Origin of the sequence: Paraburkholderia sp. CI3 (assembly GCF_050436505.1) — a bacterium.
GTDB classification, from domain to species: domain Bacteria; phylum Pseudomonadota; class Gammaproteobacteria; order Burkholderiales; family Burkholderiaceae; genus Paraburkholderia; species Paraburkholderia tuberum.
The window spans coordinates 1,264,750-1,288,991 of the sequence record NZ_JBNDMI010000004.1; the positions used below are offsets into that span (position 1 = coordinate 1,264,750).

A 24,242-nucleotide genomic window follows, 5' to 3' on the forward strand; every position below is an offset into this window, starting at 1 on the left:
CAGGGGTCTAGAAAAAAAGTTTGCTCGATACTAGCCAGTAAGTATTTGCCTGTCAAAAGGAATAGGAAAAATCAATCGACAGACGCACTCAATTGGGGAAAGGGTGAAAAATCAACGATCAAGCGCCGCTTTCAGCAGCTTTCGCGTGTAAGGATGCGCGGGTGCAGCAAAAATTTTCTCGACTTCGCCGGACTCGACGATCGATCCGTTTTGCATCACCACGACTCGGTGCGCCATCGCCCCGATCACTGCCAGGTCGTGGCTGATGAACACGAAGCCGAGGTTGTATTTGTGCTGCAAACCGGTGAGCAGCTTGAGCACCTGCTGCTGGATCGATACGTCGAGCGCGCTGGTCGGTTCGTCGAGGATCAGCACGCGCGGCTCCAGTACCAGCGCGCGCGCGATCGCGATGCGCTGCCGCTGCCCGCCCGAAAATTCATGCGGATAGCGATACAGCGCGGTCCGGTCGATGCCGACTTCGCGCAGCACCGCGACGACCTTGTCGCGCCGCGCCTGCGGAGTCATCTGCGGCCGATGCAGCGCGAGCCCCTCACCGACGATCCGCTCGATCGTCTGCCGCGGCGAAAGCGAACTAAAAGGGTCTTGAAAGACGACCTGCATATTCGAGCGCAGCGCGGTCTTTTCGGCGCCGCGATAGCTCGCGAGCGCCCTGCCCTGAAACTGGATCTCGCCATGCGCAGTGCGCTGCAGACCGAGCAGTGCCATCGCGAGCGTCGACTTGCCCGATCCCGATTCACCGACGATCCCGAGCGTCTCGCCCTGGCGCACCGACACGTTCGCCGCGTCGACCGCGCGAAACCGCCCCGCGCCGAACCAGCCACGCAGGCCGGTCAGTTTCGTTCTGAAGTCGACCGCCACGTCGCGCGCTTCGAGCAGCACCGGCGAGATCGGCAGCACCGGCACGACCTCGCGCTGCGGCCGGCTCGCGAGCAGCCGCTGGGTATACGGATGGCGCGGCGCCTCGAACACCTGCTCGACCGTGCCGGTTTCGACCAGCACGCCTCGCTCCATCACCGCGACGCGCTGCGCGAAGTGGCGCACGAGGTTCAGGTCGTGCGTGATCAGCAGCACGGCCATGCCGCGCTTTTGTGCTTCGTCGCGCTGCAGTTCCAGCAGAAGCTCGACGATTTGCGCGCGAATCGTCACGTCGAGCGCGGTGGTCGGCTCGTCGGCGAGCAACAGGCGCGGCCGGCAGGCGAGCGCCATCGCGATCATCGCGCGCTGCCGCTGCCCGCCCGACAGCTGATGCGGGTAGCTGTTGATGCGCTTCTCCGGCTCGGTGATGCCGGTGCGCGCGAGCAGCGCGACCGCCCGCCTGCACGCTTCGGTCGCGCTGACGCCGTCATGCACGACGATCGTTTCCGCAATCTGGTCGCCGATCGTATACAGCGGATTGAGCGCGGTCATCGGTTCCTGGAAGATCATCGCGATGTCCGAGCCGCGCAGGCCACGCATCGCACGCTCGCTCTTCGCGAGCAGATCTTTGCCATCGAAGCGGATTGCCCCGCTCACCTGCGCGTCGTTCAGCAGGCGCAGCACCGACAGCGCGGTCACGCTCTTGCCCGAGCCCGACTCGCCGACGAGCGCGACGCGTTCACCGCGCGCGATCGCGAGCGTGACGTCGTCGACGGCCACCGTGTCGCCGAACGCGACACGCAGATGGTCGAGTTCGAGCAGCGGCGTGTCCGTCGATTGCGGATCGATTTGCGGCAACGCGCTCATTGACCACCTCCGGCGTGTATCGCGTCGGAGATACGCGTGTCGAGCGCGTTGCGCAGCGCGTCGCCCATGAAGGTCAATAGCAGCAGCATCGCCACCAGCACGCCGAAGGTCGACACCGAGATCCACCACGCGTCGAGATTCGCCTTGCCCTGAGCGAGCAGTTCGCCCAAGCTCGGCGTCGGCGGCGGCACGCCGAGGCCGAGGAAGTCGAGACTCGTCAGCGCGAGAATCGCGCTGCTCATGCTGAACGGCAGGAACGTGATGACCGGCGTCAGACTGTTCGGCAACACGTGACGCCACATGATCTGCCAATGCGACAGGCCCATCGCGCGCGCGGCGCGCACGTAGTCCTGCTGGCGATTGCGCAGGAACTCGGCGCGCACGTAGTCGGACAGGCCGATCCAGTTGAACAGCGACAGCAACACGATCAAAAGAGCGAAGCTACGCTCGAAGATCGATGAAAAGATGATCAGCAGATAGAGCTGCGGCATCGCGTTCCAGATCTCGATCAGACGCTGCCCGACGATGTCCGTTCGCCCTCCGAAGTAACCTTGCACCGCCCCCGCGGCGATGCCGACGATCGTGCTGATCACGGTCAGCACGAGGCCGAAGACGACCGACACGCCGAAGCCGTACAGCAGACGCGCGAACAGATCGCGGCCGCGGTCGTCGGTGCCGAGCCAGTTCTCGCGCGACGGTGGCGCCGGGTTAGGCGCCTTCGAAAAGTAATTGAGCGTGTCGTAGTAGTAATGATTGGGCGGATACAGCGCGAAGTTGCCCGGCGCATCGAAGCGGTGACGGATGTACGGATCGAGATAATCGGTCGGCGTGGGGAAGTCGCCACCGAAGGTGGTCTCGGCGTAGGTCTCGACGAGCGGGAAATACAGATGGCCGTCGTAGCGCACGACGACCGGCTTGTCGTTCGACCACAGCGGCCCCACGAGGCTCGCCGCGAACGCGACGACGAAGATGATCAGGCTCCAGTAGCCGAGACGCTGCTGGCGAAAACGCTGCCACACGCGACGCGCCGGCGACGGCGACATCAGTGCCCGCGCGGGTTCGGTGCGCGCCGCCGCGTCGGCGGAAAGGCGGGCTCGATTCATCAGCGCTCCAGTTGTTCGAATTGGATGCGGGGATCGACCCACACATAGCAAAGGTCGGAGATCAGCCGCGTGACGAGGCCGATCAGCGTGAACAGATACAACGTGCCGAGCACGACCGGATAGTCCCGCCGCATCACCGATTCATACGACAGCAACCCGAGCCCGTCGAGCGAGAACAGCGTTTCGATCAGCAGGCTGCCGGTGAAGAACGCGCCGATGAACGCGCCCGGGAAATTGACGATCAGCGGCAGCAGCGCATTGCGAAACACGTGCTTCCACAACACGCGCCGCTCGGACAAACCTTTGGCACGCGCGGTCAGCACGTACTGCTTGCGGATTTCGTCGAGGAACGCGTTTTTCGTCAGCATCGTGACGACCGCGAAGCTGCCCACCACCGACGCCGTGATCGGCAGCGTGATATGCCATAGATAGTCGAGGATCTTGCCGACGAGGCTCAACTGGTCCCAGTTGTCGGAAGTGAGGTTGCGCAGCGGAAACAGCTGCAGGAACGTGCCACCGCCGAACAGCACGAGCAGCAGCACGCCGAGCACGAAGCCCGGAATCGCGTAGCCGACCAGCACGACGAGGCTCGTCGCGATATCGAAGTGCGAACCGTTGCGCACCGCCTTCGCGATGCCGAGCGGCACCGATATCAGATAGGTGAGAAAGAACGTCCACAGGCCGATGCTGATCGACACCGGCAGCTTCGACACGATCAGCGACAACACGCTCTGATGACGGAAATAGCTCTGGCCGAGATCGAAGGTCGCGAAGCGCTTGAGCATCAGCACGTAGCGTTCGAGCGGCGGTTTGTCGAAGCCGTACAACTGCTTCAGTTGCGCGATCTGTTGCGCATCGACGCCGCTATGCGAGCGCAGCCCGAACGGCGAGGCGCCCTCCGCGCCCTTGCGCAGTTCGTGCTGCATCTGCTCGACGGGGCCGCCCGGCACGAACTGGATCACGACGAAGGTCAGCGTCAGCACGCCGAGCAGCGTCGGGATCATCAGCAGCAGGCGTTTGAGGATGTAGCTCCACATAGGCGGTGTTCCAGTGCGAACGCGTTGGTGGGGGCGATGGATCTGCGGATCAGTCGGCGCTGCCCGTGGGCGTGCGCGCCCGCGGATCCTCGTACCACCACATCGTCGTGATCCAGCCCTCCGCGCCATAGTACAGCGGCAAAGTCTTCGGCCACGCGAGCCCGCGCTTGAACGCGACGCGATGCGTGCCGCTGTACCAGTGCGGCACCACATAGTAGCCATGCGTCAGCAGACGGTCGAGCGCGTGCGCGGCATCGGTCAGCTGCTCGCGCGTTTGCGCATGCACGAGCGCGTTCAACACCGCGTCGACGGCCGGCGACTTCAGGCCGATCGCGTTGTCCGAGCCGGGGGTATCGGCGGCCTTGCTGCCGAAGCGGGTGATCTGCTCGGAGCCCGGCACCTGCACGTCGGGCATGCGAATCGTCGTCACGTCGAAGTCGAATGCGTCGAGCCGCTTCTGATAGACCGCGAAGTCGGTGGTGCGGAAGTTCGCGGTAATGCCGAGCTTTTGCAGATTGCGCGTGAAGGTCGCGATGATCGGCTCCATCGACGAGGCCGAACCCGAGTCGTCGAGTATCTCGAACTGGAAAGGCTCGCCCTTCGCGTTGCGCAGCGCGCCGTCACGATAGGTCCAGCCGGCCTGCTGCAGCAGATCGCGCGCTTGCAGCAGATTCGCACGCAGCGAGCCGGGCGGATCGGTATCGGGCTGCTTCGGCGGCGGCCCGAATACCGCCGGATCGAGTTGGGCGCGAAACGGCTCCAGCAGCGCGAGCTCGCCTGGCGAAGGCAGCCCCTTCGCCTGCCATTCGGTGTTGGCGAAATAGCTGTCGATGCGCGTGTACTGGTTGAAAAACAGCTGGCGGTTCAGCCACTGAAAGTCGAGCGCGAGATCGAGCGCCTTGCGCACCCGCACATCCTGGAACAGCGGCCGGCGCGTGTTCAGGAAAAAGCCCTGCATGCCGGTGCCGTTGTGCTGCGCAAACTCGCGCTTGATCAACTCGCCACTGTCGAACTTCTTGCCGACGTCGCGCCGCACCCAGTTGCGCGCGATGTATTCGACCAGCGCGTCGTACTCGCCAGCCTTGAACGCCTCGAGCCGCGCGGTGCTATCGGCATACAGCTTGTAGACGATGCGTTCGAAGTTGTTCATGCCGACGCGCACCGGCAGATCGGCGCCCCAATAGTGCGGGTCGCGTTTGAACGTGATCGTGCGGCCGTTGTCGTAGCTGTCGATCAGATACGGCCCGCTGCCGACTGGCTTTTCGAATGCGAGCTGGTCGAACGGTACACGGCTGCCGTCGGGCTTCATCCCCCACTTGCGCGAGAACACCGGCATGCTGCCCGCGAGCAGCGGCAACTCGCGATTGCGCTCGCGAAACTCGAAGCGCACCGTGGCCGGATCGACGACGACCGCGCGCTTGATCTCGCTGAAAAGCGATGCGAACTGCGGCGCGGCCTGCGGGCTCTTCAGCGTGTCGAGAGAGAACTTGACGTCGTCTGCGGTCACAAGGTCGCCGTTCGAAAAACGCGCGCGCGGATTGATGTGGAACGTGACCGACAGACCGTCGGGCGCGACGACGATGTCGTCGGCGAGCAGCCCGTAGGCGGACGCGACTTCGTCGCTGCTGCCGATCGTCAGGCTCTCGAACATCAATTCGAGGCCGGGCGCCGCATTGCCACGCAGAGTGAACGGATTGAACTTGTCGAAGCTCGTTAGACGGCTCGGGTTCGCGAGCACGAGCGTGCCGCCTTTCGGCGCATCGGGATTGACGTAGTCGAAGTGCTTGAAGCCGGCCGGATATTTGGGCTCGCCGTATTGCGCGATCGCATGCGCGGCATGCGCGTGCGGTGCGACGAGCAGACTCGCGCACAGCAACGCGACGGCGAGCGCGGCTCGCAAGGGTCCGTGGATCACGCTGTGTCGAAGTCCCTCAGGCGTTTGAACCCGTCGCGAGCCAGTTGTCATGGAGTCGTGCTGGTAAATGGGCAGTGGCGATGTGGGGGATTCTACCCAATTAGCTTGCGCGATCTGGCGGGCGACTGCGACGAAATGCATCAGCGACGGATGTTTCAGCACAAAAAACAAAACCGCCCTCCAAGGGCGGTTCTGTCATCGCTGCGGCCGGTTGGCGCGCTTCAGCGCTGACGAAGTGGCGACTCAGTGCCAGCCGCGATGTTGGTCGTAGTGGCCGCGCGCATAGCCGCCGTGGCCCCGCGGATTGTGGCGATACCAGTCGTCGCGCGCCCAGTAGCGATGGCCGTCCCAGTAACGGTCGCCATGCCAGCCGATCACGATTTGCGGACCGCCGTAGTACACGGGAGCCGGCTGATAGACGACGGGCGGCGGCGGAGGCGGCGGCGGTGCGTAGACCGGAGCCGGTGCGACGTAGACCGGCGCGGGAATGCCGATATTGACCCCGATGTTGAGCCCCGCGGCCATCGCGGCACCCGATGCAGCCAACGTCAACACGCCGAACACAACCGGAACAAGACGAGCGGACTTCATTGATCACCTTTGTAGGAACATGTTTTGTTGGCGGAAATATAACGCAAAGGCAGCAACACGCGTATTTCAACTTTGTAATAACTGATGCTGAAAATCGCCTCGCCGGCGGCGGCGTAATGTCTGGTTACACACGCCAGACGGCGGTGAAAGAGCACCCTCCGCGCGGGCGCCGCTCGCGGCCTGGCTGACATCCCGAAAACGAACATTTTTAAGTTCGAAAGAACATATCTGTTCGATATTTTTCACCACAGTCATCCGATCACCACTCCGATACCAGGCAAAAAAATATCAAATTATCCCGAAAACTCAAGGAAAAACATGGCACCAAGTATGGTTTTCCCGGATATCCAGGTCGATTCCAAGTGATAGGATGACTGCCATTGAAAACCAATAAATGTTCGAATTCGCGCATATCCGAGCACTGCGTCGGAAGCAACCGCTCATGCGCCACGGAGACTAATTTTGAAAACGATCAAGGGATTGCGCTGGTGGATCATCGCCCTCGTGTGCGTTGGGACGATCGTCAACTATCTGTCGCGCAACGCGCTCGGGGTGATGGCGCCCGAGCTGATGAAACTGCTGCACATGAACACGCGGCAGTACTCGTACGTGGTCGGCGCGTTCCAGGTCGGCTATACGGTGATGCAGCCCGTCTGCGGCCTGATCATCGATCTGATCGGCCTGCGCCTCGGCTTCGCGCTGTTCGCGTGCCTGTGGTCGCTGACCGGCGTGTTCCACGGTTTCGCGGGCAGCTGGTTTTCGCTCGCGGCGCTGCGCGGCTTCATGGGCCTGTCCGAAGCGGTCGCGATTCCGGCCGGCATGAAGGTCGTCGCCGAATGGTTTCCCGATCGCGAGAAATCCGTCGCGGTCGGCTATTTCAATGCGGGCACCTCGCTCGGCTCGCTGCTCGCGCCGCCGCTCGTCGTTTTCCTTTCGCTGCGCTACGGCTGGCAGAGCGCGTTCGCGGTGACCGGCGCGCTCGGCTTCGTGTGGGCCGCCGCATGGTTCGTGCTGTACCGCTCGCCCGCCGAGCACAAGCGCGTGAGCGATGCCGAGCGCGCCACGATCGTCGAAGGCCAGGCACCGCCCGCCGCGCGCCGCGCGACCGTGCGTGAAGTGCTGCGCACGCGCCGCTTCTGGGCGATCGCGCAAGCGCGCTTTTTCGCCGAGCCCGCGTGGCAGACGTTCAGCTTCTGGATTCCGCTCTATCTCGCCACGCAGCGTCATATGGATCTGAAGCAGATCGCGATGTTCGCGTGGCTGCCGTTTCTAGCCGCGGACCTGGGCGGTCTGTTCGGCGGCTATCTGTCGCCATTCCTGATGAAGCATTTTCGCGTGCCGCTGATCTGGTCGCGCATCTCGGGCGTCGTGCTCGGCGCGCTGATGATGATCGGGCCGGCATCGATCGGTCTCGTCGCGTCGCCCTACCAGGCCATCGCCCTCTTCTGCGTCGGCGGCTTCGCGCACCAGATGATCTCGGCGCTCGTCAACACGCTCGCCGCCGACGTATTCGATCCGGGCGAAGTCGGCACCGTCGCCGGCTTCGCGGGCATGGCCGCGTGGATCGGCGGCCTCGGCTTCTCCCTGATGGTCGGCGCGCTCGCCGATTCGATCGGCTACACGCCGCTGTTCGGTGCGCTCGGCGCATTCGACATCATCGGCGCGACGCTGCTGATCATCCTGATGCGCGGTGTGCCGCGCCACGGCCGCGCGCGCCACGCCGAACTGAGCGTCAACACTGCTGCCTGACCTTCCTCGAAGACTCATCATGCGTTCACAGATCAATCTCAAACATCCGCCGCGCTTCGCGCTCGTCCCCCACGCTGGCAACCCGGCGGCCAACCCGGTCGTGCTAAGCGCGCAGCCGAATTGCCGCATCGAGCTGTTCGTGCTCGCCGAGGACATCATCCGCGTGCTCGTGCTGCCGGACGGCGAAACGCGCGGCCCGCGCACATGGGCGATCGCGCCCGGGATGGACGACGTGCCGCTCGAAGGCCGCGAGCGCCGCGACCTGAGCGGCTTCACGCCGCCGCCGTTCACGGTGAACGAAGCAGCCGGTCACATCGTGATCGAAACGGCGCGCGTGCGCGTGAGCGTGGCGCTAGATGGCGGCGCCTGCGCCTTGGACATCCTGCACGAAGGCACATGGCATCGCGTGATGAGCGATCGCAAGACCCAGGCGTACAACTTCGGCTGGTGGGACTCGCGCGTCTATCACTACGTCGAGCGGCGCCGCGACGAAATGTACGTGGGCCTCGGCGAGCGTGCCGGCTCGCTCGATCGCGCGCGGCAAAGCTACGAGATGCGCAACATCGACGCGATGGGCTACAGCGCGCGCACCACGGACCCGCTGTACAAGCACATCCCGTTCTACGTGACGTGGCAGCCGCAGACGTCGACGGGCTTCGGCCTGTTCTACGACACGCTCGCCGATTGCCGCTTCGACATGGGCCGCGAGCTCGACAACTATCACGGCCACTATCGGCACTTCATCGCCGAGCATGGCGATCTCGACTACTACTTCATCGCATCGCCCGGCTCGCCGCTCGACGCGGTGCGCCGCTTCACGTGGCTCACCGGACGTCCCGCGTGGATGCCGAAGTGGGGCATCGGCTACTCGGGCTCGACGATGAGCTATACCGACGCGCCGGACGCGCAAAAGCAGATGGGCAAATTCATCGAGCGTTGCCGCGAACACGACGTGCTGTGCGATTCGTTTCATCTGTCGTCGGGCTATACGTCGATCGGGCCGAAGCGCTACGTGTTCAACTGGAATCACGACAAGTTTCCGGACATCGACGGCTTCGTGCGGAGCTATCTCAATCACGGCGTGCGTCTGTGCGCGAACATCAAGCCGTGTCTGCTGCAAGACCACCCAGCGTTCGACGACGTCGCCCACGCCGGCCTGTTGATCGAAGCGCCCGATGGCGATCCCGCATGGGTGCAGTTCTGGGACGAAGTCGGCGGGTACCTCGACTTCACGAATCCCGCGACGATCGACTGGTGGAAAGCTCGCGTGAAGGACGCACTGCTCAAATACGGCATCGCGGCCACCTGGAACGACAACAACGAGTTCGAGATCTGGTCGCCGCATGCGATCGCGCGCGGCTTCGGCAAGCCGTATCCGGCACACCAGGCGAAGGTGCTGCAGACACAGCTGATGATGCGCGCGTCGCACGACGCGCAGCGCGAGCACGCGCCTGACAGGCGCCCGTTCCTCGTGTCGCGCTCGGGCGGCGTCGGCATGCATCGCTACGTGCAGACGTGGTCGGGCGACAACTACACGTCGTGGGAAACGCTGCGCTTCAATCTGAAGATGGGTCTCGGGCTCGCGATGTCGGGCGTGTCGAATAGCGGTCACGACATCGGCGGCTTCTCGGGTCCGGCCCCGGAGCCGGAGCTGTTCGCGCGCTGGGTCGCGTTCGGCATCTTCCTGCCGCGCTTTTCGATTCACTCGTGGAACGACGACGGCACCGTCAACGAGCCGTGGATGCATCCCGAAGTCACGCGGCACGTGGCAGACCTGATCAAGCTGCGCTATCGCCTGATCCCTTATCTCTACGAGCTGCTGTGGCAATCGCATAGCGCGTACGAGCCGGTGCTGCGGCCGCTGTTCGCGGAGTTTCCGCACGATCCGCGCTGCCTCGTCGATGGCGACGACATGATGCTCGGCCCGTCGATGCTGGTCGCGCCAGTGGTCGATCCGGGCCAGAGCACGCGCGCCGTGTATCTACCGGCCGGTTCGCGCTGGGTGTCGTACTGGAGCGGCGAAACGTTCGACGGCGGCCAGACCGTCACGTTGCCCGCGCCGTTCGAGCGGCCGGTGTTCCTGCTGCGTGAAGGCAGCGTGATTCCGCTCAACATCGCCGAGCAGCATTTTGGCCGCCCCGCCGACGAACGCGCATTCCTCGCGGTGCCGTATGCCGACGCGGGCACCGCGCAAGGCGGCTCGATCGAGGACGACGGCGAGACCGAAGCCTGGCGCAACGGCGAGCAAGGCCGCTGGAACGTCACGCTGACGGGCGACGCAAACACTTTGCGGGTGACGCTCGAGCGTTCGCAATGGATGCCGCGCGTGCAGTCACAAGTGCGCGTGTTCGTGCCGATGCGCGAAACACGCGCGGTCGTCTGCGCTAACGGCACGCTCGTCACCGATCACACCGCGGACGGCTGGCGCTGCCTGACGATTTCGGTGCCGCACTGAACAATACACCGCACCGGCCTGAGGGATCAGGCCGTCCCATCAGTCTGGAGACATCCCAATCATGAAAATAAACCAGCGCGCGCGCACCCGCGCGTTCGTCCTCTGCTGCCTGCCGTTCGCGGGCACCGCGTTGTCCACCAGCGCATCGGCGCAAAGCAGCGTCACGCTGTATGGCGTCGTCGACAATGCGTTCGCCTATGCCAGCAACCAGAAGGGGCATTCGAATTTCTATATGAGCCAGGGCAACCTGCAGGCGAGCAAGTTCGGCTTCCTCGGCTCGGAAGATCTCGGCGGCGGCACGAAGGCGATCTTCCGGCTCGAGAGCGGCTTCAATTCGCTGACTGGCGCGCAAAGCACCGCGGGCTACCTGTTCAATCGCCAGGCCTATGTCGGCCTCGCGAACGACCGCTACGGCGCGTTGACGCTCGGCCGCCAGTACACGCCCTACTTCCAGATGGTCGGCGCGCTCGGACCGACCGGCGTGCTGACCGGCGCGACCGGCGCGCACCCCGGCGATCTCGACGCCCTCGACACGACGCTGCGCTTCAATAATTCGGTAACCTACCTATCGCCGACGATCGGGGGCCTGCAGGCAAGCGCGCAGTATGGTCTCGGCGGCGTGCCCGGCAGCGTCGCGAACGGCAGCCTGTTCAGCGCGGCGCTGCGTTATGACTTCCAGCCCGTGTCGCTCGCAGCCGGCTACGTGAAGCTGAAGGACATTTCGACGAGCGCGGCGCTCGGCAGCTTCGCGATCAACTCGCCGGTCAACAACGGTTACGCGAGCGCGCGCAGCGCGCAGCTGTTCGCCGCGGCGGGTCGCTATACGTGGCACGATCTGATGGTGGGCCTCAACTACTCGAATGTGCAGTACGCGCCGGGCCACGGCTCGCTGTTCTTCGACAAGGCCGTGTTCAACACGTACGGTGCGATCGCGACGTACCGGATCACGCCGAGCGTGACGGTCGGCGGCGGCTATAGCTTCACCCAGGCAAGCAAGGCGAACGGCATCAGCGATCCGGCGCACTATCATCAGATCTCGCTCGAACAAACCTACAACCTGTCGACGCGCACCACGCTGTACGCGCTCGAGGCCTATCAGCATGCAGGCGGCAAGTCGCTGATCTCGTCGGGCAGCGGTGTGACCATCGCCGACGCGGTCGCGGTGGTCGGCGACTCGCAGAACACGACGCCGTCATCGGGTCCGTCTCAGTTCGTCGGCATGGTGGGGTTGCGGCACGCGTTCTAAGCGAGGCGGTCTCGGTCAGCGGCACGACGGGATCAGTCATGCGGACTCCTTGCCTGCCGCCCTGGATCTGGCGCGGTTTTCTGCGGACCAGCGTGGCGGGCTAACGGCGCCATGCATTGATCAGCAGACCTGCCTATTCACGTAGGACGTGGTCACACGCTGGAGGGCTGGGAATGCCGCTGACATCGCTGAAGTAGCGAGCGAGATCAAAATCAAGCCCCGCAAAAACAAAAACCCCGCAGAGCCTAGACTCTGCGGGGTTTCGCCACCATTGCTGGCGGAGACGGAGGGATGCAAAATCGCCCGCAAACCCTTGACCAGAAAGGCTCTGAGAAAACGCTTTTCCACTACCCATACTTCTACCCATATTCAAAAAGCCTCGTTTTTTCGCTGTCGGGGACGGCCCGATTCCCGATTTCAACCTGCCGAAAGACGGTTCGAATCCCGATTCAGGACAGCGCCCACGGATCGATGACGGCTATGTCGCACCCGGTGAAATCCTTCACATTACGTGTGGCCAGCGCCGCCCCTCTGGATCGCGTAGTAGCAGCGATCATTGCGTCGAACTGGCTGATCGGCCGGCCGTCGTTTCTGCGCGACACCGCAATCCTGGCGTACTCCTCCGCGGCATCACTGTCGAAGCTCAGGAGCCGGCCGCTAAAATCCTCGGTGAAAATCGCATCGACTGCTGCGGACAGTGCTCTCCTCCGGGTGCCATCCGGCAGGAGACCAAGGCCGTAAAGGATTTCGGCACGGGTTACTGTCGTCGTGAAAAGCGCCGCGCGCGGCTGGGCAGCAAGCCACGCCATTACTCTGGCGTCGGGTAGAGGTCGCAACGTTTCCGACAGAACATTGGTATCCAGGACGATCATGCGCCCAGATCCATCTGTTCCCGAATCGCATCGCGCTCGGGCAACTCCAGGTCGATACCGCCAAGCGGTTCGATCCGGCTCCGGATCGATTCAGCCAGGTTGCGCTGCCCCCCGGTCGATTCGGTCGAGAGCGCCGCACGGAGAATGTCGCGAGCCTCGTCCTCCATTGACCGTCCATGCTGCGCCGCCTGAACGCGCAGACGCGCCTTTAGCTGGTCGTCGATGTTACGAATTGTCATACTGGCCATGTTCGCCTCCAATCATTGATGGCATTTTAATCAATGATGGCAAGCTTTTCAACCACCTCGGCATCTGGACAACTCGAAATTCCAGAGAGCAGAAATCTGTCGTTGGGCGTAACTCCTTATCTGATAGGGGTTACGCGGCTTATCATCGCTATTAGATGCGCCTCGGAGGAGACCATGTAGGTACCATAGGCGTTCCAGAGCACCGCTGCTCCATTGCAATCAATTTGCTTGTCGTGAGGCATCGCCAAGCTGTCTTGCCTTCAGCCCCATGATCGACACGCACCATCGCTGAAGAGGTGCCGGCCCATCCGAAAAGCGAGCGCTGACAGCACACCGACTTATGCCATTCGAATCGCCGACCTGACCTGATCTGGCGATCTGGCATAGCTGGCGCAGCGCCGTTACCGAGCTAGTGCTACCCTGGATATACTCGTGAGCCTCGGGCGGGTACGGCGTGAGTTCACTGCTAGCGCCGAGCAGTTCACAGATAATACGAACGTCGCATTCACTACGGGGAATTTCGTGGCAGAAACTAGCAAGATTGCGCAGATGGCGGTGAAGCTATCTGACGAGGTGTTCGCCGAGTTCTTTTGGGAAAAAGTTGGACCGGAAGACCAAAACTGGCCGTGCGAAGACCCGGATAATCACAAGGTAGCCACACATCCAGCCGATGTCGTTTTCTACTACGACGAGCCTTATTCGCTGAAGCGCACATTCGTCCACTGTGACCTGAAGAGCTACGCGAAGAGCACGATCACAGCTAACGCTGTTCACGGAGCCGTTGAAAGTCTTGCGAAACAAGTCGCCTGCGCCGAGAAGAGCGAAACTTGGCGCAACCTGTACATGCACGGCGACGTCACTCCCGACGTGTGTGGTCTCCTGTTTGTCTATAACCACGATGGTGGTTACGAGAAAGACTTTTCCGCCCATCTCAGCACTGTAAAGGACGATCGCCTACCCCTTCCCCAAGGGGCAAGACTGTTCGTTCTCGGTCCAGAAGACATCTTCTGGCTCGACAATGTCCGCTATGACATACGACAGTTGCGAGGCGCTGCGGGTGGAACAACGCTTCCGGGTGCCCAGTATTGCAAGTACTTCTATCCGCAGCTCGATGGACGCGCGAATTTGCAGCCCGATAAGGCGCGTGCTGCAACGCTTGAGATGCTTACGTCACCTTGGATCGTCCTCGAGTACAAGTACGGATCGGGTCATAGCGAGCGTGGCTGTCTCGTGTATTACCGTCGTCCAGGTAGCACCGAGGAGGAGTTTATGTACCTGCTAGATTACTTGCGGCACTATCAGGTTCTTGACGAGACCACGAAGGTTGAGGTGCGAATGCTTGAAGGGGATGCGGCTGCCTCCGCGCGCTTTCAACGTGCAAAGCAGCGCTACATCGAAGGCCTCGGGGACGATGCACAAACGACGGAGCTTGCGGCTAAGGTTAAGGGCATCAAGTACTCCAAGATGACCCAAATCATCACTGATTTTTCCTCGATCGACATCGGATTGGATTATGCGTGACCTGAGCCAATTGTACTACGCCACTAACCTCGAGATTCGCGATCTGATTCTCTCCGCAAAGCAAAAGATTACTGAGAATGTCTTGCGCGAACTCTTACGAGATCGTGGAATGTTCTGTTCTCCGCGCGACTCACGTGAAGCTCTGGCCGAACGACTCTCGATGTTGACACACGACTACGCTGACGTATGTGGGATCCTTGAGCGTCGCGAAACGTCCAAGCGGGGCGAAAAGACGGCGACGGTAAGTATCAACACCGACCTCACACCTGCCGAGCTCAAGGAGGTTGTAGAAGAGTACCAAAACGATGAGACCCAGGAGAAAATCCACCACCACCAAAAAGGCGCCGCGGGATTTGTCATGAATGTGACTTACTCGGACTTCGACTACTCCAAGACCAGGCTGTTGCAGAGGCAGGAGAGAGACGCCACTATCGAGTTCGTGAAGAAGGAAGGGCGCATGGAACTTCGGCTTCCAGCAACCGATAAAGCCCGTGCAATTGTCGAGAACCTTAAGGGGCGCATAGAGGAAAAGACAAAGCAGGAAATCAAACTTGAAGAAATTGAGTTGACCGAACTTACTTCTCCCGAAGATCGAACGACATTCTTCACACGCCTCATTTCGTCGCTGCCGCAGTTCCCGCTTGAGAACGTCTCGCGTTTGCGGGTTGCCCATTCCAACAGTGAACAGGTTGACGATCTCGACATTGAAAATGAAGAGGTCGAAGACGCCGCGGAACAGATGCTAGGCGTTGTAGAAAACGTTGCACTAACCGGCGAGAATCTGGTGGCATCGGAAATGTATCAGGAGTTGAAGGAAAAGGGATTCTTCATCACATCCATCACGTGGAGGGCTCGTCAGACCGTAGATCCCTACTCCATTGTTGAGTTCGACGCCGGCTTCGAGGACAAACAGGCAGCGAAGAGATTCAGGTACTCCGTACACGGTGCCCGTAGATTCAAGAATGGTAGCTACACCAAGCATAACCGGCCGGTCGAGGAGGTCGAGAAAGCTCAATTGCTGGACATGATCGAAGAAACTGCGCGCAAAGTGCTCGCGGAATTGTTGGCAAAAACATCGGCAGCCGAACCAGATGGAGACAACAAATGAAGCGCTACCGTTGGCTGAAGGCCAAGTGGCCTATCTCGATGCGAGTGCTTGCCAAACGGCTAAAGGCCAAGAGTTTCGAGGAGGATTCAACGGAAGGTTTTGTCATGGATCGGGTTCGCGATGACTATATCGAGGCAAGATTTGTCGAACGGGTTGAGTACGATGACACAATCACCGATCCGTTTGGCAAGGAGCTGTCCTTTCATCGTGTTGAATACAAACAGTGCGAATTCCGGGCGTCGGCCGACGGTCCTGGACTCGAATTGATTGATGCACCAAGAGCTGTTCAAGCAATGATCAGCAGGCTTGCTGAAGCGACTGATTTTGGCCTCGCTATTAGCCCAGTATCGATCAACGCCGTAGAATGGGCCAAAGGAGTGCAAAGATTTCTCAACGTTAATGGATTTGTCGATTCACTCCAAATTGGATCTCTTGAGCTGGCCCCCGGAGTAGAGGCAAAGGTACTGGTCCGCAGTTCGAAAGATGTATTGGGTGCATCCAACCGCCTCGTCGACGGCAAGAAGCACGTTATTGAGAAGGTCCAACTGAAATTGCCGGCGGCGCGCAAAACCGTGCTCATTCTGTCAAGGAACGGAACTGTCCGCATCGATGCCGATACCCCAGCCGACTCTCTGCCGTCCGTTCGGGCGGCTTTGCTGGAGCAGCTAGCGGGCCCTTGAGAATTCGCTTATGGGCTGCGCGATCCTGCGGCGTAAACGCTGCGCATCGTTAAGATGCGCATTCAAGTCAAGTGGATACACGGTCGTCAGGATGGCAGGCTGCTCCGTTCTGCCTGAACTCATCGTAAGCCGGATGGTGGTTCGTCCTGCCGTCATTGCCCCGCCTCTCTGCTGTGTTCGTGTTACTGTCCGCTTTAACACAGCTTGCGAGTATCACGAATTCGCTCTTGGCTTGCGCATACCGCCTGGGCGCTGATCGGGAAAACCGGTCTCCCGCAGCCCTCCCGACAGCTTGCCCCCGAACGGGCAATGCGCCTCGTCCCCGATCTGCTGAATCTCAGGCGCCAATGCCGTCATCACGACCTGGTCGAACGCCGCGCAGACCTGCGCGAACTGAGCCCGTCGCTTGATGTCGTGTGCATGCGCGCACGGTCACGCGGCCGGAACGCACGTCGTGCGCAACCTCGCGCCTGTATTCAGGCCACCACTTCGCAGATGCCCCAGCGCGTATCGAGAATCGCACCCGCCGGCGCGATGACCGCCCCCACCGATCGCGCGCGGAAGGTCACTCTACGGCCCGGCCCCTGCCCGAAGGGTCCAATTTCGACCACTACCAATTCGTGGTCCCGGATCCTGATGCAGGATCCGGTGAAAGCGCTGGTGCGAGAACGCCCGGACATCTGGCCACGCTGTCGCGTCGCATCCAGGGCATTCATGCTCACATCCGCGAGCAGTTCAACATCGACTGTCAAAGGCATGGGTCGCAACGGTCCGTTCTTCAGTCCGGCATTCTAGCAACGATGCCGGAAGCTACGTCACTGCGATCCCAACGCCCGCACGGGGCACCCCCTCCGCTTGCGCTGCGGGCGGGCTTTCATTCTTCGCACCGGGCCGCCTGCGGCGTCCCGGCCCTCGCGGGCTTCAATCCCTGGTGCAAAACCTCAACCCCCGACACCCAACACCTTTAACCTCCAGTCAGGTGAAGGCCGCAGGCGGCCTCCACATTCGCGCTCGCCGCGCGGCGGCTCATCCCGGTCAAACCCGAAGCTTCACATCCACCAGTCCCCTGAGTTCCCGCCCGAACCCCGCGACAGTAGCCGATGGCGGGCAAACGTCAAGGGGCGAGGGACCGTGTTGCCCGCACCCCTCCCTCGCCTTTTTCCTTGACGTTTGCCCGCCATCGGCTCCTTGAGTCGCACGGGCGCGAACTCAGGAGACTGGCGGCAGTAAAGCCAGCCCCGGGTTCCACCGGGACGAGCCCAATCCCTACGAGGCGGGCGGAATCTTGGAGCCCGGTCAGCGCAACACCGTTCAACCCTTTTTGTTGTGGAGAGTGCCATGCAACTCGCTTCCTCCTTCCGTTACGGCTCCCCGATGCTCCGCTCCGACTCGCCCCTGTCGGATGACCAGATCCGCCGTGTCGCCCCTTCAATTTTCGCCGAAGGCAAGCACGACAGCCGCTCCGAGCGCTACACCTACATTCCCACCATCGACGTGCTGCGCGGCCTGCGCAATGAAGGCTTTCAGCCTTTCATGGTCTGCCAGACCCGAGTGCGTGATCAGGACAAGCGTGAATTCACGAAGCATCTCATCCGCATGCGCCCCGCGAACGAAATCACGGGCGAGGACGTCAACGAAATCATCCTCCTCAATTCGCACGATGGGACAAGCTCGTATCAAATGCTGGGTGGCATCTACAGGTTTGTTTGCCAGAACGGCATTGTCGCGGGCGAAACCGTCGGCGAAGTACGCGTTCCCCACAAGGGCTCCATTGTGCAGAACGTCATCAACGGCGCATTCGAGGTGCTCGACGGCTTCGACCTGATCCGCGAACAGAAGGACGGCATGCGCGCCGTGACGCTCACCCGCGACGAACAGCACGCGTTCGCGCGCTCCGCCCTCGCGCTGCGTTACGACCCGACCGACGCGGACGCGCCCGCCCCGATCACCGAAAGCCAACTGCTCAACGTGCGGCGCTTCGAGGACCGCCGCGATGACCTCTGGACGGTTTTTAATCGGATTCAGGAATCTTTAACCAAAGGTGGACTGCACGGGCGCTCGCGCAGCGGACGCTCCATGTCCACCCGCCCCATCACCGGCATCGACCAGAACGTGAAACTGAACCGCGCGCTCTGGATGCTCGCAGACGCGATGCGCCAGATGAAGGCATAAGCAGGGCACGGGCGGCTGCCCATTGCCGCTCGATTCCGTTTCATACCATCAGGACTCCTATCCGGGCCCAGTCCTGACTGGTATCCCGTAACACCGAGACCCGGAACTTTCCTTTTCAACTTTCTGGAGTGAACCATGCAATCCGACGTCAACACGCAAGCAATCGACACCGCAACGGAACCCTCCGCCGCAGACGTGACGGCTACCGCTGCCCCCCTGCTTGAAACCAGTTTCGGTAACGAGCAGCCGGTCGTGACCGTGCCGTATTCCAGCCTGCGGCGCTCGCCGCTTAATGCCCGGACGAAACCGCTCACGGATATTCCCGCCCTTGCCGTTAGCATCCGCGCAAAGGGCCTGCTGCAAAACCTCGTTGTCCATGAGCTGAAGGGGTCGCGCGGCAAACATCGCAAGCTTGGCGTCTGTGCCGGTCAGCGCCGGCAGGCCGCACTCGATCTGCTGTTCGAGCAGAAAGACATTACCGCCGATTACCCGGTCCCGGTGCGGATAGTCAGCGAAGGCGAAGCCCTTGCGATCAGCCTGATCGAGAACAGTGAACGCGAAGGGCTCGACCCGTTCGACGTGCTGCGCTCCTACAGGCTGCTCGCTGAGGAAGGTCGCAGCGCCGACTACATCGCCCTCTTATTCTCGGCCGCGCCGATCACGGTCAAACGACGCATGAAGCTCGCCAGCGCCTCCCCGAGGCTGCTCGCCCTGCTGCGCGAGGACGCGATCACGCTTGACCAGCTTGCCGCGCTCGCGCTCACCGATGACCACGAGACGCAGGAGAGTATCTGGTTCGATGCCAACGAGTGGCAGCGCCAGCCCAACTATCTGCGGCAGGCCATCACGCGCACCGAGATCGACGCGAGCCGCAGCCGTCTGGTTCGCTTCGTCGGACTGAACACCTACGAGGCAGCGGGCGGCTTCGTGCGCCGCGATCTCTTCAGCGACCGCGAAAACGCCGGATACATTGCCGACGCCCAACTGCTGCAACGCCTTGCCGCCGCGAAGCTCGACGCCGCCGCCGAAGAAGTCCGCCGTGAGGGCTGGGGTTGGACCGAACAGCGTATCGAGCGCGATGTGTTGGAACTGAATCGCTACGGCAGGCTGCAACCGGTGCAGCGCGCCCTCACCGCCGAGGAACAGCGGGAAATGGACGCGCTCACCGCGCAGCAGAACCAGTTGGCCGACCAGTTTGATGCGCTCGGGGAGGACGATGAAAACGCGTACGAAGAAGCCGAACGGCTCGAAACCGAAATCGACAAGGTGAACGCCGCGCTCATCGCGCTCGAAAGCCTCACGCAAACATGGGACGCGCAGCAGATGACCGAGGCGGGCGCATTCGTGATGCTCAGCCCGCAGGGGGAACTCGTGATCGAGCGCGGGCTGGTGCGCCGCGAAAACAGCGCAGCACTCGATGCGGCAGGTGCGACCGTGACCGGCACGCCAGAAGCCGAACGCGCATCCGAAGCGACCGAGGAACCCGAGGCGAAGGAGAAGCCGGTCCACAGCGCCAAGCTCTGCCAGCGCCTGAGCGCGCATCGTACCGCCGCCGTTCATGCTGAACTGATCGCGCAGCCCTCCGTCGCGCTTGCCGCCCTCCTGCAACGCCTGATTCCGGCAGTCTTTCCGGAACGGTATGGGATCGGCTTCGCGCCGCACACGCTGGCACTGTCCTGCGACAGCAACCGCGAAAGGCTGCTCGGCGCGGCGGACGACCTGCCCGCCAGTACCGCGTGGAGTGTCATCGAGACGCAGCGCGAGCGGTGGGGCCACGAACTCCCCGCGCGCCGCGCGGACCTGTTGCCGTGGCTGATCGAACAGGACCCCGGCACGACCCTGCTCGACCTGCTCGCGTTCTGCACTGGCACGCTGCTCGACGGCATCGCCGGGGAAGAAAAGCCCCACGCCATCAATGCGCTCGTCAGCGCGCTGAACCTTGACATGACGCAGTACTGGACGCCCACGCGTGCCTCGTATTTCGATCATGTCAGCAAGGCGCGCATCGCCGAAGTCATCGCCAGCGCCGTGTCACCGAAGATCGCCGCCGACATCGGCAAGATGAAGAAGGTCGATGCGGCTGCCGCCGCCGAACTGCGGCTCGCGAGGTCCGCATGGTTGCCGGAAATCCTCACCGACCGCGAAGTCCCGGCAGCGCGCTCTTACGGCGTCGCCCATGACGCGGATGAGGATGACGACGAGGAAGGGGACCCCGGCGATGAAGCGCAGGAGGACGTCGACGCTCACGGCGATGACCACGCCAACGAGCACGCTAATGAGCCCGGTAATGAGCCCGGTAATGACCGGATCAACGGCACGGAACCCGCCGAAGGCACAGGAACTTCATCGCCGGTGGACGGCCCGACCGTGGCACAGGAGCCCGCCCCGACAGGCAGCAACAGTGCGCTGCCCGCGTGGCCCTTCCCGACTGCCGCAACCGCTGCGACCGCTGCGACCGGCGCACCCTCAACGCGGCCTGACGACGCGTCCACGACGCAGGACGCGGCGTAATCCGTGCGGGTTCCGCCGGTCAGCCCGGTGGAACCCGCTGACCGGGCGCAGCCCCGCAGGACCACGCTCCTATCCCGCGTGCCGCCAGCGGCACGCGTATCCAGACAGAGCTCACCATGAAAAAAATCCATCAAGGTCACCGTGATCACAATCAACGACGGGGCTGGCCACGTTTTCACGACTGCCGTTGACGTGACCGATGACGAATACGGCAACGGCGAACACGTCCGCGTCGCAGTCACCCGGACCAGGCTTCGTATCTCCCATGCTGGCTCTGGAGGCCGACGATCTGGTCAGGCTGCTGATGGACATCAGGACATCCATCGCACGGCGCAACGCCATGCACTAACCCATCACGCGACGGGCCGGGAATCCCCTTCCTCCCTCTCGCGCCTGTCGCGCCGGTTTGTTATCCCCGCCATACGGTCAGCCACACAGCGATCGCTGCCGCACCGCCCAGCAGCACTGTCAGCACGAGCGCCAGCATGGCCCCCAGCGCGCGCCAGTACCGGCGCTCTAGTGTTTGCGCCCCGACCTGCGCCCGCCGCCCTGCTTCCCGCGTCGCCCGCTCGAAAGCCGCAACGGCCCCGTCAAGTCGCGCGTGCTGCTCGCGTGCCGCGATGGCGAACGCGCCCACCAGGCGGTTACCCGCAGCATGTGCGATCCGGTTAGTGGCGCGCTCTACCAGCGCATCGAGCGCGGCCTCGTTCAGCCCCGCGAGAGCGGCCCGGTGTCGCTCCTCATGCTCGCGGATCATGTGCTCGGCAAGCCTTATCGTTTCCTTGCAGCGCGCGAGCGCATCACGGTGCTGCGTCATCAGCACATCCGTCGCTTCCCTGGCTTCGGAGCGAACCGTGTCAAGGCTGCCCTCGCCCGCTTTCCTGATGCGATCCGGCATCGCCTCGTACAGCCGCGCATAGTATTCGAGCACGGCGAGCACTGACCAAAGCGCATCGTTATCGTGAAGATTCAGCGCCGCCGACACCCGTCGCATGCGCGCGATGCTCGCGTCGTCCGGGATTTCGCCCGACACGTCGAGGAACAGGCGTGCAAGCGGATCGGGCGGGCGGGCGCGCCGCGCGCGACGCGGACGTCCCGGGCGTGTCCAGGCACTGGATGTTGCGTCAGTCATCGATAATGACACCGGCAAACATCGTGTCATAGAGCGAGCGCCAGCGCAGCAGTTCGGCACGTTGCCCGATGGGCAGCGTCTCTGCCGCCTTGCGCGCCGACAGACGCTGGCTGCGCAGGTCATCGGCCACCCGATCCGCAAGGTCCGGAAAATCCAGAGACAGCCCTTTCGCTTCAATACTCTTGCGAATGTTCGAATCCTGATAGAGCGTGAACTTGTCGGCAGTGCCAAAGTAAGCATTGCGCACGACGTGGGTGGTCGCATCGGGAAACGTCGCACCGAACTCGCGCAGCAGTTCGAGACTGTCGCGCTGCCGGTTGATGACCCAGAACACAACGAGCCGCCGCGCCAGTTCATCAAGCGTACTCGCTAGTGTCGCGCCATACCGCGCCACGCCCGCCTGATTGCGCGCCGCCGTATTGACGATCACGATTGCATCGCGCTTCGCATCGCAGTAGTTGACCAGTCCAATCCAGCCGTCCGCCTCGTCGAGGTCGAACGCTGCACATTCGATCTCGCCGTGGACCGCTTTCATGACATCCGGATTTGACGTGTCCGTCTCGACCAGTACGAGGCTCGCGTGGCGCCGTTGCAGGTGGTCGGCCAGCGCCAGCGCAACAATGCTTTTGCCCACGCCGCCCTTGCTGCCGCCTACCAGATAGATGGGGTTGAGGGTCGTTGCCATTACCGTCCTTTACAGGTCGTCGGTATCGGGTTTGATCGCAAATGCGAGCGAACCCTGTACCGGCATGGGTTGTGATTTGACTTCTGCCTTTCCCCCATGCGCACGCGCTTCAGTGCGCCCCTCAGTACGTCCGTCTGCACGCCCTTCTGTGCGCGGGCGGTTCGCGCGTGACGCGCCACCCTGCACGGTCGCATGCGCGCGCGGCAGTGTCGTTACCATGCCCGGCGCAGGCGCTCCAGTCCCCGAACGTACCATGTTGCCTGTGCTGTTTGCCTTTCCCGCGCCGTTTCCCTTTCCTCCGGAACGCAGCGCATAGCGGATCGTGCCAGCCGTAATATCGATGCCCGCCTGTTTTGCCTGCTCCGCGATCTGCTCCAACGTATATCCCTTGCCTTGCGCATGACGGATATGGGCACGCACGTCTTTCATCGCATCGCGAACACTCAGGCCCCGTTCGGTCTCCGGTTTTTCCGGCAGCGCATCAAGCGTCCGGGCAAACGCATCCCATTGCGATTTCGTATAGACCCTGGCAACAGGCATCGCCACCTCCAGCGCACATTGGTACGCACCGCCTGCGCACCATCCTGCTCACGCATAACGCACCTGTCAACGCCGCCCTTTTGTATCGCAAGACACCGTAGGAACTCCAGGGAACTCGTGGGAACACGGGAGAACAACGCACTTTTTTTCGTGTGTCGTACACACGCAACGCTTCCGCCCAGAAGCACGGCTGTTCGCCGAGATTACGCACGCGGTTTGCGTCGGTCACGGACAACTTGCCGCCACCGTTACGCACTCCGTTTACGCTGAACCCGGCCCCCTTGACGCATCAATATCGCCGACGGTAACGCAACCGGTTTGCACATTGTCGTGAACCCTCGACGCGCGAGATTTGCCAGCGGTTCGCCATTTCTACGCTCATATCACGCTCACGTTGTGCCTTGTGTTGCACACGGCGCCGGACAAGTCCAATATCCGCCCTGCGCAGAAGATACGCTTTCGCCTGTGTTCGGGTGCGCCGCCGGAACGCATTGCATTGTTCCGGCAAAGCGCATTTTTAACGCATGCGGTTTGCGCCTAGTGTGACCACCTTGACGCACGAGGCACACGCACTGATACGCATCTCTGTACGCACGCGGTTTAATCTAAAACGGGATGGCATGACGCACGGGGTTACGCATTTTTTGCGAACCTTGAAGCGCACGGCGTTTACGCTTTCACGGGGACCGTTACGCCATTTCTTCGCACGGGTTACGCAACGTTTCTATAGGGCCTGATCTGTCATTTGCGTGAAAGCCGCCCCCCTGCGCAAAACGTTTACTCCGGGCGACAAAAAGCGCAATGAAAATGAGTGATTGCAGGATAGGCTTGCGCCGGTTTTGGGCGCCCAGGGGGCCAACGCTTGAATTCCAGAGGGTCGTCCGCGCTGCCTCCACATCGTCATCGTGGTCGTACGCGTCGTTTTCGTCGCCGA

At 62.2% G+C, this 24,242-nt stretch carries 20 protein-coding genes; 8 read left to right on the forward strand and 12 right to left on the reverse strand.

Going from position 1 to position 24,242, the window contains the following annotated elements:
* Positions 1-111: 111 nt before the first annotated feature.
* From OKW29_RS27205 to OKW29_RS27225, 5 genes are all read right to left on the reverse strand, one after another.
* A complete protein-coding gene (locus tag OKW29_RS27205; protein WP_429293284.1) occupies positions 112-1,743 on the reverse strand; it encodes an ABC transporter ATP-binding protein in 1,632 nt (543 codons plus the stop codon).
* A complete protein-coding gene (locus OKW29_RS27210; RefSeq protein WP_184022601.1) occupies positions 1,740-2,846 on the reverse strand; it encodes an ABC transporter permease in 1,107 nt (368 codons plus the stop codon). Before OKW29_RS27210 ends, OKW29_RS27205 begins: the two co-directional genes overlap by 4 nt.
* A complete protein-coding gene (locus OKW29_RS27215) occupies positions 2,846-3,883 on the reverse strand; it encodes a microcin C ABC transporter permease YejB (protein WP_090800650.1) in 1,038 nt (345 codons plus the stop codon). The genes OKW29_RS27210 and OKW29_RS27215 overlap by 1 nt, the downstream gene beginning before the upstream one ends.
* 49 nt (positions 3,884-3,932) lie before the next feature.
* Positions 3,933-5,849 (reverse strand): extracellular solute-binding protein, encoded by a 1,917-nt coding sequence (locus OKW29_RS27220; protein WP_429293285.1) that lies wholly within the window; start codon positions 5,847-5,849, stop codon positions 3,933-3,935.
* A 192-nt stretch (positions 5,850-6,041) separates the two neighbouring features.
* A complete protein-coding gene (locus OKW29_RS27225) occupies positions 6,042-6,389 on the reverse strand; it encodes a hypothetical protein (protein WP_429293286.1) in 348 nt (115 codons plus the stop codon).
* A gap of 462 nt (positions 6,390-6,851) precedes the next feature.
* On the opposite strand from OKW29_RS27225, the gene OKW29_RS27230 reads away from it, so the two are divergent.
* The 3 genes from OKW29_RS27230 (at position 6,852) to OKW29_RS27240 (ending at position 11,839) form a co-directional block, all read left to right on the forward strand.
* Positions 6,852-8,138 (forward strand): MFS transporter, encoded by a 1,287-nt coding sequence (locus tag OKW29_RS27230; RefSeq protein ID WP_429293287.1) that lies wholly within the window; start codon positions 6,852-6,854, stop codon positions 8,136-8,138.
* Between the two features lie 19 nt (positions 8,139-8,157).
* Positions 8,158-10,593: a TIM-barrel domain-containing protein gene (locus tag OKW29_RS27235; protein ID WP_429293288.1), complete on the forward strand. Its 2,436-nt coding sequence runs from the start codon at positions 8,158-8,160 to the stop codon at positions 10,591-10,593.
* Between the two features lie 61 nt (positions 10,594-10,654).
* A complete protein-coding gene (locus OKW29_RS27240; protein WP_429293289.1) occupies positions 10,655-11,839 on the forward strand; it encodes a porin in 1,185 nt (394 codons plus the stop codon).
* Between the two features lie 449 nt (positions 11,840-12,288).
* Here OKW29_RS27240 and OKW29_RS27245 read toward each other — a convergent pair whose 3' ends face one another.
* Both OKW29_RS27245 and OKW29_RS27250 read right to left on the reverse strand, forming a co-directional pair.
* A complete protein-coding gene (locus OKW29_RS27245) occupies positions 12,289-12,711 on the reverse strand; it encodes a type II toxin-antitoxin system VapC family toxin (RefSeq protein ID WP_184056981.1) in 423 nt (140 codons plus the stop codon).
* Entirely contained in the window at positions 12,708-12,959 is a 252-nt protein-coding gene (locus OKW29_RS27250; RefSeq protein WP_184056983.1) for a FitA-like ribbon-helix-helix domain-containing protein, read from the reverse strand. The genes OKW29_RS27245 and OKW29_RS27250 overlap by 4 nt, the downstream gene beginning before the upstream one ends.
* A 522-nt stretch (positions 12,960-13,481) precedes the next feature.
* Between OKW29_RS27250 and OKW29_RS27255 the strand changes: the two genes are divergently transcribed.
* From OKW29_RS27255 to OKW29_RS27265, 3 genes are read left to right on the forward strand one after another with little or no spacing between them, the layout of a single operon-like run.
* Positions 13,482-14,480, forward strand: a complete 999-nt coding sequence (locus tag OKW29_RS27255; RefSeq protein ID WP_429293290.1) for a hypothetical protein — start codon at positions 13,482-13,484, stop codon at positions 14,478-14,480.
* Positions 14,473-15,588, forward strand: a complete 1,116-nt coding sequence (locus tag OKW29_RS27260; RefSeq protein ID WP_429293291.1) for a hypothetical protein — start codon at positions 14,473-14,475, stop codon at positions 15,586-15,588. The genes OKW29_RS27255 and OKW29_RS27260 overlap by 8 nt, the downstream gene beginning before the upstream one ends.
* The gene (locus tag OKW29_RS27265) at positions 15,585-16,268 is read left to right on the forward strand and encodes a hypothetical protein (protein ID WP_429293292.1); all 684 of its coding nucleotides are present in this window, start codon (positions 15,585-15,587) and stop codon (positions 16,266-16,268) included. Before OKW29_RS27260 ends, OKW29_RS27265 begins: the two co-directional genes overlap by 4 nt.
* A 476-nt stretch (positions 16,269-16,744) precedes the next feature.
* On the opposite strand, the gene OKW29_RS27270 is transcribed toward OKW29_RS27265, so the two are convergent.
* On the reverse strand, positions 16,745-17,026 hold the full coding sequence (locus tag OKW29_RS27270) for a hypothetical protein (RefSeq protein WP_429293293.1): 282 nt from the start codon (positions 17,024-17,026) through the stop codon (positions 16,745-16,747).
* A 580-nt stretch (positions 17,027-17,606) separates the two neighbouring features.
* On the opposite strand from OKW29_RS27270, the gene OKW29_RS27275 reads away from it, so the two are divergent.
* Both OKW29_RS27275 and OKW29_RS27280 read left to right on the forward strand, forming a co-directional pair.
* Complete coding sequence (locus OKW29_RS27275) at positions 17,607-18,440, forward strand: DUF932 domain-containing protein (RefSeq protein WP_184056989.1); 834 nt, start codon at positions 17,607-17,609, stop codon at positions 18,438-18,440.
* Positions 18,441-18,575: 135 nt separating this feature from the next.
* On the forward strand, positions 18,576-20,951 hold the full coding sequence (locus OKW29_RS27280) for a ParB/RepB/Spo0J family partition protein (RefSeq protein ID WP_429293294.1): 2,376 nt from the start codon (positions 18,576-18,578) through the stop codon (positions 20,949-20,951).
* A 111-nt stretch (positions 20,952-21,062) separates the two neighbouring features.
* Here OKW29_RS27280 and OKW29_RS27285 read toward each other — a convergent pair whose 3' ends face one another.
* The 4 genes from OKW29_RS27285 to OKW29_RS27300 all read right to left on the reverse strand — a co-directional run bounded on the left by OKW29_RS27285 (position 21,063) and on the right by OKW29_RS27300 (position 23,308).
* Positions 21,063-21,263 carry a hypothetical protein gene (locus OKW29_RS27285; RefSeq protein WP_429293295.1) on the reverse strand — a complete coding sequence of 67 codons (201 nt, stop codon included), beginning with the start codon at positions 21,261-21,263 and terminating at the stop codon, positions 21,063-21,065.
* Between the two features lie 97 nt (positions 21,264-21,360).
* Positions 21,361-22,083 carry a hypothetical protein gene (locus tag OKW29_RS27290; protein WP_429293296.1) on the reverse strand — a complete coding sequence of 241 codons (723 nt, stop codon included), beginning with the start codon at positions 22,081-22,083 and terminating at the stop codon, positions 21,361-21,363.
* Positions 22,076-22,768 carry a protein mobD gene (locus OKW29_RS27295; RefSeq protein WP_184056994.1) on the reverse strand — a complete coding sequence of 231 codons (693 nt, stop codon included), beginning with the start codon at positions 22,766-22,768 and terminating at the stop codon, positions 22,076-22,078. The genes OKW29_RS27290 and OKW29_RS27295 overlap by 8 nt, the downstream gene beginning before the upstream one ends.
* A gap of 9 nt (positions 22,769-22,777) precedes the next feature.
* Positions 22,778-23,308 carry a hypothetical protein gene (locus OKW29_RS27300; protein ID WP_429293297.1) on the reverse strand — a complete coding sequence of 177 codons (531 nt, stop codon included), beginning with the start codon at positions 23,306-23,308 and terminating at the stop codon, positions 22,778-22,780.
* Positions 23,309-24,242: the final 934 nt, after the last annotated feature.

Coding starts and splice junctions, on each gene's coding strand:
- OKW29_RS27300 (WP_429293297.1), bottom strand. CDS start 23,308: ATGCCTGTTGCCAGGGTCTATACGAAATCGCAATGGGATGCGTTTGCC.
- OKW29_RS27295 (WP_184056994.1), bottom strand. CDS start 22,768: ATGGCAACGACCCTCAACCCCATCTATCTGGTAGGCGGCAGCAAGGGC.
- OKW29_RS27260 (WP_429293291.1), top strand. CDS start 14,473: ATGCGTGACCTGAGCCAATTGTACTACGCCACTAACCTCGAGATTCGC.
- OKW29_RS27275 (WP_184056989.1), top strand. CDS start 17,607: ATGCAACTCGCTTCCTCCTTCCGTTACGGCTCCCCGATGCTCCGCTCC.
- OKW29_RS27270 (WP_429293293.1), bottom strand. CDS start 17,026: ATGCCTTTGACAGTCGATGTTGAACTGCTCGCGGATGTGAGCATGAAT.
- OKW29_RS27210 (WP_184022601.1), bottom strand. CDS start 2,846: ATGAATCGAGCCCGCCTTTCCGCCGACGCGGCGGCGCGCACCGAACCC.
- OKW29_RS27280 (WP_429293294.1), top strand. CDS start 18,576: ATGCAATCCGACGTCAACACGCAAGCAATCGACACCGCAACGGAACCC.
- OKW29_RS27235 (WP_429293288.1), top strand. CDS start 8,158: ATGCGTTCACAGATCAATCTCAAACATCCGCCGCGCTTCGCGCTCGTC.
- OKW29_RS27240 (WP_429293289.1), top strand. CDS start 10,655: ATGAAAATAAACCAGCGCGCGCGCACCCGCGCGTTCGTCCTCTGCTGC.
- OKW29_RS27285 (WP_429293295.1), bottom strand. CDS start 21,263: ATGTCCATCAGCAGCCTGACCAGATCGTCGGCCTCCAGAGCCAGCATG.
- OKW29_RS27250 (WP_184056983.1), bottom strand. CDS start 12,959: ATGGCCAGTATGACAATTCGTAACATCGACGACCAGCTAAAGGCGCGT.
- OKW29_RS27215 (WP_090800650.1), bottom strand. CDS start 3,883: ATGTGGAGCTACATCCTCAAACGCCTGCTGCTGATGATCCCGACGCTG.
- OKW29_RS27265 (WP_429293292.1), top strand. CDS start 15,585: ATGAAGCGCTACCGTTGGCTGAAGGCCAAGTGGCCTATCTCGATGCGA.
- OKW29_RS27225 (WP_429293286.1), bottom strand. CDS start 6,389: ATGAAGTCCGCTCGTCTTGTTCCGGTTGTGTTCGGCGTGTTGACGTTG.
- OKW29_RS27220 (WP_429293285.1), bottom strand. CDS start 5,849: ATGACAACTGGCTCGCGACGGGTTCAAACGCCTGAGGGACTTCGACAC.
- OKW29_RS27290 (WP_429293296.1), bottom strand. CDS start 22,083: ATGACTGACGCAACATCCAGTGCCTGGACACGCCCGGGACGTCCGCGT.
- OKW29_RS27245 (WP_184056981.1), bottom strand. CDS start 12,711: ATGATCGTCCTGGATACCAATGTTCTGTCGGAAACGTTGCGACCTCTA.
- OKW29_RS27205 (WP_429293284.1), bottom strand. CDS start 1,743: ATGAGCGCGTTGCCGCAAATCGATCCGCAATCGACGGACACGCCGCTG.